This is a genomic window from Candidatus Binatia bacterium (assembly GCA_036382395.1).
In the GTDB taxonomy this organism is placed as follows: Bacteria; Desulfobacterota; Binatia; order HRBIN30; family HRBIN30; genus JAGDMS01.
The window spans coordinates 1-10,615 of record DASVHW010000169.1 but is presented as its reverse complement, the minus strand read 5'-3'; the positions used below and the strand labels follow the sequence as shown (position 1 = coordinate 10,615).

6 protein-coding genes are annotated in these 10,615 nt (G+C 63.0%); 4 read left to right on the top strand and 2 right to left on the bottom strand.

From position 1 onward, the window contains the following. The 4 genes from VF515_07820 to ugpC form a co-directional block, all read left to right on the top strand. Positions 1-180: glucan biosynthesis protein (locus VF515_07820; GenBank protein ID HEX7407542.1), on the top strand; the 180-nt coding region annotated here is incomplete at its 5' end. After that, positions 177-2,834: a glucans biosynthesis glucosyltransferase MdoH gene (gene mdoH / locus VF515_07815; protein HEX7407541.1), complete on the top strand. Its 2,658-nt coding sequence runs from the start codon at positions 177-179 to the stop codon at positions 2,832-2,834. The genes VF515_07820 and mdoH, both read left to right, overlap by 4 nt. Positions 2,835-2,844: 10 nt before the next feature. Continuing rightward, positions 2,845-4,401, top strand: a complete 1,557-nt coding sequence (locus VF515_07810) for a glucoamylase family protein (protein ID HEX7407540.1) — start codon at positions 2,845-2,847, stop codon at positions 4,399-4,401. 31 nt (positions 4,402-4,432) lie between these two features. Beyond that, the gene (gene ugpC / locus VF515_07805; protein ID HEX7407539.1) at positions 4,433-5,548 is read left to right on the top strand and encodes a sn-glycerol-3-phosphate ABC transporter ATP-binding protein UgpC; all 1,116 of its coding nucleotides are present in this window, start codon (positions 4,433-4,435) and stop codon (positions 5,546-5,548) included. Positions 5,549-5,623: 75 nt separating this feature from the next. On the opposite strand, the gene VF515_07800 is transcribed toward ugpC, so the two are convergent. Together VF515_07800 and VF515_07795 are read right to left on the bottom strand one after the other, a co-directional pair. Next, entirely contained in the window at positions 5,624-6,991 is a 1,368-nt protein-coding gene (locus tag VF515_07800) for a TrpB-like pyridoxal phosphate-dependent enzyme (protein HEX7407538.1), read from the bottom strand. A 122-nt stretch (positions 6,992-7,113) separates the two neighbouring features. Continuing rightward, a complete protein-coding gene (locus tag VF515_07795; GenBank protein HEX7407537.1) occupies positions 7,114-10,215 on the bottom strand; it encodes a discoidin domain-containing protein in 3,102 nt (1,033 codons plus the stop codon). Positions 10,216-10,615 lie beyond the last annotated feature (400 nt).

Here is a 10,615-nt window from a genome sequence, read left to right as displayed (position 1 = left end):
TCCGGAGAGCAGTCGGCTGAATTGCTGGATCAGCACGTGGTCAAGAATCCGGTGACCAGCGGCTGGCGGCTCACGTTCCAAGTGCGGCCAAAGGTCAAGACTTCCGTGGAGCTGCGCGCGTTCTTGGACAAAGGGGGCGAGGCGCTGACAGAAACCTGGTCGTACGTGATTCTGCCGTGAACGAGGAGACACAGACAGCTGCCGCGCCGCTGCTGCACGCAGAGCCGACGGGATCACGCCACTTTGCGGTTCCCGCCGACCGGCTGCTTCAGAACTGGAAAGCGGCATACGATCGCGCCGTCCGATACCTGGAGGCGCTCGGCATCCAGGAAGGCGAACGCGGCCCGCTCGCCAGTGAGGCGGTCAAGCGGGCACTCCAGCACGAACCGTGGGACGCGGACAGTGACGCGGTGACGGAAACGCTCCGCGCCCTGCGGACGCTGCTGCCGGAACAGCACCCGGCGCGGTCGGCGCTGTGGCACGGAAGGGTGGATGAGTTTACCGCCTGGCGACTAGAGGCGTATCTGTCCGAACGTCTGGCGGCGAGGACTGCATCGCAGGGCCGTCCGGCAATGTCGCCGCGGAACGAGACCTTCTCCTCCATTCCACCGCTGACTCGCCGCGCAATGGTTCCGGAGAAGATCGAGCGACGGGTCCTGCGCCGTGTGATCAATCGCTTGCGCGGTCAGCGGACGAGCGCGTCACGCAAGGCCCTGCGCCGTCAACGCCGTGCTCTGCCCTGGACGCGAGTGGCCCACCGGCGCCGTTTCCTCCTCTCCACGTTGGTTCTCATTCCGAGCACCATTGCGAGCGGGTTCATGTTGAACGTGTTGCCGCAACAAGGCAGCACATGGCTCGAATTCGCCATCGTACTCTTCTTCGGCGCGCTGTTTGGCTGGATATCGATCGGGTTCTGGACCGCGTTGCTCGGCTTCTTCACTCTGCTCCGCCGGCACAGCCGATTTGCGATCACCAATATACCCCCGGAAGAAGCAGGCGAGTTTCGGCCCGCAGGACGCACGGCGATCGTCATGCCGATTTGCGACGAGCCCGTCGATCGAGTCTTCGCCGGCTTGAAAGCGATCCACCAGTCGTTGCAGCGGACCGGGACAGTACAGCACTTCGACTTCTTCGTCCTCAGTGACACCCGTGATCCAGGCACCTGGGTGAAAGAGGAGGAGGCTTGGGCCGACTGGTGCCGGTCCGTCAATGGATTTGGAACCATCTTCTACCGCCGCCGACGCGTGCACCTGAAGCGCAAGAGCGGCAACGTTGCCGATTTCTGCCGGGGCTGGGGTCGGCAGTACCCCTACATGATCATGCTCGATGCGGACAGCGTGATGGCGGGGGAGACGCTGGTGCGCCTGGTGCGGATGATGGAACGAAATCCAGGCGTCGGGATGATCCAGACCGCGCCGACCGCGGTCAACCGGCGCTCGCTCTTTGCCCGCGTGCAGCAGTTCGCCAGTCGGGTGTACGGGCCGATGTTTGCGGCCGGCCTGCATTTCTGGCAGCTCGGTGACGGCCAGTACTGGGGGCACAACACCATCATCCGCGTGGCGCCGTTCATGGATCACTGCGCCTTGCCGCGCCTGCCGGGGAAACCGCCACTGGGTGGCGAGATCATGAGCCACGATTTCGTCGAGGCGGCGCTGATGGGGCGTGCCGGGTGGACGCTCTGGCTAGCCTACGACCTGCCAGGTAGCTACGAGGAGGTGCCTTCGACGCTCTTGGAAGAGATGAAGCGCGACCGCCGGTGGTGCCAGGGCAACCTGCAACATCTCCGGCTGCTGTTTACCGAAGGCCTGTTCGGTGCGCACCGCGCGCTCTTTCTAAACGGCGTCCTGTCGTACGTGTCGGCGCTGCTGTGGTTCGCATTTCTGACCTTGAGCACGGCCGAGGCCATCGAGAATGCGTTGCGGGAACCCGAATACTTTCCCCACGGCCGCAGCCTGTTTCCCGAATGGCCGGTCTGGCGGCCCGATTGGGCGCTGTACCTCATGGCCGTAACCGGCATGATTTTGTTTCTGCCGAAGGTGCTGAGTATCGTCCTGATCGTCTGCAAAGGCCGCAACGCCAAGGCATACGGCGGCGTGTTTCGGCTGTCGCTCAGCGTCTTGTTCGAGATCCTTATTTCCAGCCTCCTGGCGCCGATCCGCATGGTGTTCCACAGCAGGTTCGTTGTACAGAACCTCCTCGGCCATACGGTGTCGTGGGGCTCGCAAGGGCGGGAGGATGCGGAGACCGCCTGGTGGGTAGCGATACGGTACCATGGGCTCGACACCATGTTCGCCAGCGCGTGGGGGATAGCGCTGCACTGGTTGAACCCACACTACTTCTGGTGGGTGACACCTATCATCGGTGCCCTGCTCGTATCGGTGCCGCTCTCGGTTCTGGCGAGCCGGGTGCGTTTCGGTGACTGGGCGCGAGTGAGAGGGCTTTTCATGATTCCCGAGGAAACCACACTGCCGCCGGAGTTGCGCGATGTGCAGGACAACCTGCGAGCCGCCCAAGACGTTGCCGGGCAACGCCTCGAAGCCGAGCCTGGTGGGTTCGTCAGTGCCCACGTGAATCCCTACGTGAGCGCGTTGCACCGCGCCTTGCTCCGGGGCCGCCGATCGTTGAAACCTTCTATTCGCGCCGCGCGGCGTGTGCTCCTCGACCGGGCGCTGGCCGACGGTCCGACAGCCCTGGCGCCCGGGCAGCGCAAGATCCTGCTCTCCGACCCCGATATGACCACTGAGCTGCATTACCGGGTCTGGGAGTGCGCCGATCGCGAGCGCGCCCTGCGCTGGATCCGCATGGGAGAGGAAATCTCCTCCACTCTGAGGTAGAACCTCGCCCGTGATTCTTTCTGCGGTGATACGGAGCTGGTGCGTCCTCGCGATTTGCCTGAGCCTGTCTGCCCTGACGGGAGCCGGCGCCGGGGGTGCGAAGAAAAACATTTGCCCCATCGACGAGGAGTCGTTGCAGCACCCGCAGGTGCCGCCGGGGGCGCTGGAGGTCGTCATCCCCATCAAGAAGAAGGCTTGGGAAAACGCCCTTGGTGGCGAGGCGGCGGCACGACCTTACGTCCGAAACCGATTGGCCGCTTTGCCTCAGCGGCTGCTGGTGGACAAGAACTCTCTTCCCCAAGCGGACCTGGAATTTGCCTGGCGCGTTGCCCGGGACACCTGGCGAGGAGTGGCGGCGCTCACCGATCGGGAAAACCGGTTGCCGGTCGACAACGTTCGTCTGGGCGACGGGGCCGACGGCACCGCGGATGCACGCGTAGGTGATTACACCAGCGGCACGAACATCGGCCTGCACTTGATCGCCATCGCGGCGGCGCGCGAACTGCAGCTGGTTTCCGTCGATCAGGCCATCGACAAGATCCGTCACGTTCTCGACAGCCTGGAGCGCCTGGAAACCTACCGCGGGTTCTTCTTCAATTTCTACGATACCACCTCGTTGGAGCGGACGAGCAACTTCGTGTCCTTTGTGGACTCGTCATGGCTGACCGCCGGGCTCATGGTCACACGCATGGCGTTCCCGGAACTCCACGAGCAGTGCACGAAGCTGATCGCGCCAGCTGATTACGGTTTCTTTTACGATGGCGCCACCAAGCAGATCTCCCACGGCTATTACGTCAAGCCCGGAGCGCGCTCTCCTTACAACTACGGCATGGTGTACACGGAGGCGCGGCTGGGAAGCCTCATCGCCATCGGCAAGGGTGACGTGCCGGAAGCGCATTGGTTTGAAATGCTGCGCACCTTTCCCGCGGCTTGCCGATGGCAGACACAGGTTCCCAAAGGGACGCCGAGCAAGATGGTCAGAGGCCACGAGGTCTCCGCCGGCTACTTCGAATGGAAGGGGTTGCGGTACGTTCCATCGTGGGGCGGGAGTATGTTCGAGGCGCTCATGCCGACCCTCGTGCTGGATGAGCCGCAGTATGCGCCGAAAAGCCTGGGCGCAAACGATACGGTGCAAGCCACCGTGCAGCGCCGGTATGCAGTCGAAGAGCGGGGATATCCCGTCTGGGGAATCTCATCGAGTGCGACGCCGGCGGGCGACGGCTACTCCGAGTACGGGGCCAAGGTTCTGGGTGCGCGCGGCTACGATGCCGGAGCGGTCACGCCGTATGCCTCGGCATTGGCGCTGAGCGTGGCACCCGAAGCCGCGATAGCGAACCTGCGCCGCTTGGCGGAGCGCTATGAGATTTACGGCGAGTATGGATTCTATGACGCCGTGGACCCGCGGAGCGGGACGGTGGCTTACAAGTATCTTTCGTTGGATCAGTCGATGCTGTTCATTGCGTTAGCCAACTACCTGACGGACCATTCCATCCAGAAACACTTCGCCTCGGATCCCATCATGCAGAAGGCGCTGCCGATCCTTGCGGATGAAAATTTCTTCGAGTGAAAGAGGGCCAGGAAGAGGGGGCGGAACCCTGATGGCAAGCGTTGATTTCGAGCACGTCGACAAGGTCTTTCCCGACGGCACCCGCGCCGTCGTGGACTGCACCCTGCGGATCGCCGATGGGGAACTGATGGTTTTTGTGGGGCCGTCGGGCTGTGGCAAGTCGACGCTACTGCGTCTCTTGGCCGGGCTCGATCAGGTTACCAGCGGCACGCTACGCATCGGCGACCGTGTGGTGAACGACCTGGCGCCGCAGGAGCGGAACGTCGCCATGGTGTTCCAGGACTACGCCCTGTATCCGTTCATGTCCGTGCGTCGCAACCTGGAGTTTCCGCTGAAGATGCGCCAGCTGCCGCGCGACGAGATGCAGCGCCGCGTCGAGTGGGCTGCCGGCTTGCTCGACATCACGCACTTGCTCGACCGGCTCCCGAAACAGTTGTCCGGGGGGCAGCGCCAGCGGGTGGCCATGGGCCGGGCGCTCGTGCGCGAGCCGACGGTCTTCCTGCTCGATGAACCGTTGTCCAACCTTGATGCCAAGCTGCGGGTTCAGGTGCGCGCGGAGATCGGCGAACTCCAACAGCGTACGGGCACGACGATGATTTACGTGACCCATGACCAGGTGGAGGCCATGACGCTCGGTGACCGGGTCGCAGTTCTGTGCCAAGGTGCGTTGCAGCAGGTTGCGCCGCCGCGGGAGTTGTACGACCGGCCGGCGAACATCTTCGTTGCCGGCTTCATCGGGAATCCGCCCATGAACCTCTTTCCCACGCGGCTGTCGGCCGCCGATCGTCACGGCGCGACGATGACCGTCGGTGACCAGACCGTTCCGGTATCCGTTGCCGATATCACGGACAAGATGGCTGGCCGGGATCAGCGCTTGACCGCCGGAGTTCGACCGGAGGTCTTTGAACTCATGTCGAGCGAGTCGGCGGAGGGCGGCATTCGGGTGATCGTTGAACACGTCGAGTATCTCGGCCATGAGACGCTTGCGCATGTTTGCGCCGGTGATGCGCCGGCGGACGGTGCGATCCGCCTGGTGGTTCGGCTGCAAGGCATGCACGAATTCGCCAAGGGCGACGTCCTGCACCTGACAATCGAGGCAGATGGAGTGCATCTGTTTGGCGAGGACGGCAGGGCGTTAGCGAACTGAGTCAGAAGCGCAGAAGGGGGGCGACCGGGATGAGCCACCCCCCTTCGGAATGCGCAGCCCGCCGCGGGCGGGGGCTCAAGCTTCGACGCTCGGCAGCCCCGCCAAGGCCATGGCGACCTCGTCGGCGGGGTACTCGTAGTCCTGCAGCTTGTTGGCGAAGTAATCCATGTACGCTTGCATGTCGAAGTGCCCGTGCCCGCAGAGGTTGAACAAAATTGCGCGGCTCTTGCCCTCGGCTTTGCATTTCAACGCCTCGCGGATGGTGATGGCAATGGCATGTGCCGGTTCGGGGGCCGGGATGATGCCTTCGGTGCGCGCAAACTTCACGGCGGCATCGAAGACCTCCAACTGCGGTACGGCAATCGCTTCCATTTCACCCAGGTTGAGTACGTGCGAGACCAGAGGCGCCATGCCGTGGTAGCGCAGGCCGCCGGCGTGAATGCCGGGCGGCACGAAGGTGCTGCCTAACGTGTGCATCTTGACCAGCGGTGTCAGGTGCGCGGTATCGCCGAAGTCGTAGGTCAGTTTCCCTTTCGTCAGCGACGGGCAGGCCGCGGGCTCGACGGCGATGATGCGTTCCCCCTTGTCCTCACCCCGCAGCTTGCGGCCAATGAATGGAAACGCGATTCCCGCAAGGTTGGATCCGCCGCCGGCGCAGGCGATGATGATGTCGGGCCAGTCCTGCGCCAGCTTTAACTTGGCGATCGTTTCCAAGCCGACGACCGTCTGGTGCATGAGGACGTGATTGAGCACGCTGCCGAGCGCGTACTTGGTGCCGGGATCCTGTGCGGCGATCTCGACGGCCTCGGAGATGGCGATGCCCAGCGACCCGGTGCAATTGGGGTCTTTCTCGAGGATGGCGCGACCCGAGGCGGTTTCCCGGCTGGGGCTGGGCGTCACTTGCGCCCCGAAAGTCTCCATCACCGCCTTGCGGTAGGGCTTCTGCTCATAGCTGACCTTGACCATGAAGACTTTGCACTCGATGCCGAAGAACTGGCAGGCCATGGCGAGCGCTGAACCCCATTGGCCGGCGCCGGTCTCCGTGACGATGCGTTTGATACCTTCGGCCTTGTTGTAATAGGCCTGCGCCACGGCGGTGTTGGACTTGTGCGATCCCGAGGGGCTGATCCCCTCGTAGTTGTAATAGATGCGCGCGGGGGTATCGAGCGCCTTCTCCAGTCTGTGGGCGCGATAGAGCGGGCTTGGCCGCCATAGGCGGTAGATGTCGAGCACCTCGCCGGGGATGTCGATCTCACGCCGGGTCGACACTTCCTGTTCGATCAGCCCCATCGGAAACAGCGGGGCCAGATCGCCAGGCCCGATGGGTTTGTGGGTGCCGGGGTGCAAGACGGCCGGCGCTGGTGTGGGAAGGTCGGCTTGAATGTTGTACCAGGCCGTCGGGATGTCCTTCTCCTCGAGCGTGTACTTGGTTTGCTTCGCCATCTGGGTGCTCCTTTCGCTCATAGCCTACAGTGGGTGCCCATGGGTATGTAAAAATTCGCCGGAGTACACAAGGAGAGCGGCGGCGCCGGATCGTTCACAGCCTCCTCCAGCCGAGTCGCAGCTCAGTACTCCAGCAGGACTTCTGCCGGGAACTCGCTGACGGTGGCGCTGTCGGCGGTGAAGGTCTCAATCGGCTTGCCATTTACGCTGACGGCCTTGAGCGGCTGCGGCAGCGGCGGACGGAGCACGATATTCCCTGGGGGGAGTGTCAGGTCTCCGGACAGCCGCAAGAGCATGGCATTGGAACCCTCGCCGCGTAAGCTGTAGCTCAGCACGCCGTAGTGGGTTGGTAGCCGCTTCACGGCGACGCCGGACTTGCTCAGTACCCATTCGCTTGGCAGTCCAGCGGCAACGACCAGGGCCCGGTCCGATTCGCGCTCGTAGGCAAACAGGGTGCGGACGGACTGGATGAAAGTCGAGCCCACCCAGGTGTGCGGCATGTCGCCGATGAAGTTCGGTGCCGACGAATCACGCCACACCACCTCGGCCCATTGGTTCCATGCCGCCGGCCTCTGATCAAAGAGCATGAGGTTGAGGATCTCCCGCGCGCGCTCCCGCTGGCCCAGGCGGACGAATGCGTCCACATTGCGCAGCTCGTAAGGCGTGTAGGCGTCCCAGTCGACTTCTCCGTGTATGCGCTTGTCGGAGTCGACGTAATACAGCTCGAAGGTGCGTCGGAGTGCGTCCTCCGGCAGGTCCGGAACTTCAAGGCCGACGGCGAGCGCGATGGCGGTGGAAGTGGGGTCGAAGTCGCCGAGCTCCACGGACCCGGGAATGTAGTCGATGTCGTGAAGTGCCATGGCTTTGGAAATCGAGGTCTGGAGGCTGCGCCGGAAGTCGTCGCGCAAGTCGGCGAAACTGGCGGCGCGCTCCTCGTCGCCCATGACAATAGCCATGGCCGCTGCGTCCTTGAAGCCGCGCAGGGCGAAGAAGTCATCCCAGTAGGAGTGGACCGGGTACGACGAATACCCTTCATGACTGAGGGATTCCGGCAGCAGGCCGTAGTACGCTTCCTTCTCCGGGGTCCGGAAGGCAGCGGTCATCCGCTTCTGGCGCAGCGACGACAGGTAGTCGACGGCCCGTACCACTTGCGGCCACATGTCGTGTGCGAACCCCACATCGTGGGTGTGGCGGTAGTATTCGGCGATGGCGTAGATGAATTCCCCGGCGCTGTCGTGCTCCAATGCCGGGTCTGGCCCGCGCCGGTCCACGCAACAAGGAATCTTCCCGCCCACGGCTTGGTATTGGGCGTACCATCGAATGAAGTCACGGACCTCCTGCGTGCATCCCATATCGAGCAGCGCGGCGGAGGTGAGTGCCCCGTCCCGTATCCACGCCCGCGCGTAATCGCGTGCCCCGGGCTGGAGGGCGGGCCCATTTCGATTGATCAGGATATAGGCGAGCGTGGTCTTCAACGTCCTGACGATGTTCTCAGCCTCCGGCGGCAACTGGATGTCGACCCGTCCCAGGATCGTCTGCCAGGACCGCCGTGTTTCCTCGCGCTGCTTGTCGATGAAGGACCGGCCGTCTCCGTTGCCCAAGCCGAGTGCTGCGGCAACGTACGGTTCATGGAAAGGTACGGCCAGATCCACCTCCTCGTGCCCTCCGGGCTTCAGATCGAAGCTGTATTGCAGTGCCCCGGAGGCGAAGCCGAAAGAATCAGAGACGTGAAGTTGTGGAGGGAGGGTATTCTTTCGCAGAAAATCGGTGATCGCGCCGTGCTCGAAAGATGCTGCGCCAAAGCGGTCGGGCGCCGGCAGCGATATGACCGCTTTGTCTCGGTCTACCCACACGGCCCGGCCGTCGAAGCGGATCTCGCGGATGGGTGCGACGCCGCCCGTCATATTGAGCGACTGCCACGGCGGGTTCACCTGGAACGGTCTGATTGCCAGGAAGAGCTGCACCCGTTGTGACGTGTCGCTGTGGTTCTCGACGCGGTACCTGGCGTACAGCGTGGAGGTCCCGGGCTTGCCGCTCGCGAACGCAGTGATGGTGAGGTCCACGGTTTCGTGTTCCCACGTTACCGAGGGAATCGGCAAATACCCTTCTTCCAACTCCTGTTTCGTATGCACCGAATTCCACGTGATCAGCTTGCCGCCCACGTAGAGAAATGGCTCGATCGAGAACTTGCCCTTGCCGACTTCGAGCATGCCTTCCTCGTTCAACAGTCCCTGCTTGCCGTCGCCGCTGACCCCGACGACAGTCCAGTACGTCTGCTTTCCGTAAAAGTATTTGGGATAAATCCCCATCGGACTATCCTGGGCAATGGCGGAGAAGAACTGATTCGACGAGGCGGAAAAATTGACGGGCTTCACCGCGACGGAAGCAATGCCGTATCCCTGTCCTCGGCTGCTGCGCTGCAAGTCGAGCCGGATGTAGCGCGATTCGGCGTCCGGCATGTAGATGTAGTCACGGCCGCCGTTTGCTGAAGTCGTGCCGTAGGCGTTCGTCCAGTGCGTGCCATCGTTGGACACCTGTACCTGGTAGGCGGTTGCATAATCGGTGGGGTCCCAGTCGATGACCAGGCCGCCGTACTCCACGTTTCTGAGCAGATCGATGAGCACCCACTGGTTGTCCGGCAGGCGCTCGCTCTTCCAGCTGCTGCCGGGATCCTGATCCAACACGAGTGCCGGCTCCTGGCCTGCCACGGAGCTGGATGCACTCACGCTGGGTGTGAGACCGTCGTGACTCGACGGTTCGCGTTCTTCGAACTCGAGGTCTTCGATCCAGATCGATCCCTTGCCGCCTGTGCCGGAAGAAATCGCGAACTCGATGGCGCCCACGCGCTCCAGTGCGCGCGCTCCCGACGGCCCCCAGGCGAATTCCAAGCGCGACTTGCGGATGGTCACCCGCTGCCACTCCGCGGGGAAGTTGAAGTCTCGCTGTTTGTGCCACCACACATTTTTGCCCGATGGATCGACGAGCTTGAACTCGAAATTGTTCTGCGGAGCCTCGCCGCGCAGATAAAACGTGAAGGCGTAATTCGCCGGGAGTGGGAGCGAGAAGGTCTTGCGGACGATCACGTAGCCGCCACCGGCGTTGAGGTCGAAGCCGATGCGCATGGCGCTACCCGTGCGGCCGGGTTCCTGGACGATCCACACCTTGGTGTCTTCAGAGGCGATGGCGCTCCAACCCGACAGGTCCTTGAAGTCGTCCAGTACCATCTGAGCTGAAGCCAAGCACGTGCCCGCGAGGATCACCAGGGCCAGGACAACTGCCCAAACTGAGCTGTGCGCTGCGGGCCCTTCTGACCTGACAGTTATGCCGGCCCCTTGTAGACAGTCGAATGCGCTGTGTGCCCCGCTAAGCGTCATGGTCAACCTATTGATATGCAAGGTGCGGGCCTGCAGTTGGTCGTTGGCCCGCGTCGGCTAGCCCCCGCCGAATACTTACCGCACCGTCCGAGTGGTTAGCAAAATGGGCGATATGTCACCAGTGCGTCGCTCGCAAGCACTGGTATTCCAAGGCGAAAGCTGTCCGTTTGCCTTGCGCAAGCCAGGCCAGGCCAGGGAGTCAAGACTCAGTGGCCGGCTATGCCAGGCAGGAAGTAGACGGCAATCGACA

Excerpts from the sequence above, each read along its gene's own strand:
- ugpC (HEX7407539.1), top strand. The coding sequence starts at position 4,433 with ATGGCAAGCGTTGATTTCGAGCACGTCGACAAGGTCTTTCCCGACGGC.
- VF515_07795 (HEX7407537.1), bottom strand. The coding sequence starts at position 10,215 with ATGGTACTGGACGACTTCAAGGACCTGTCGGGTTGGAGCGCCATCGCC.
- VF515_07800 (HEX7407538.1), bottom strand. The coding sequence starts at position 6,991 with ATGGCGAAGCAAACCAAGTACACGCTCGAGGAGAAGGACATCCCGACG.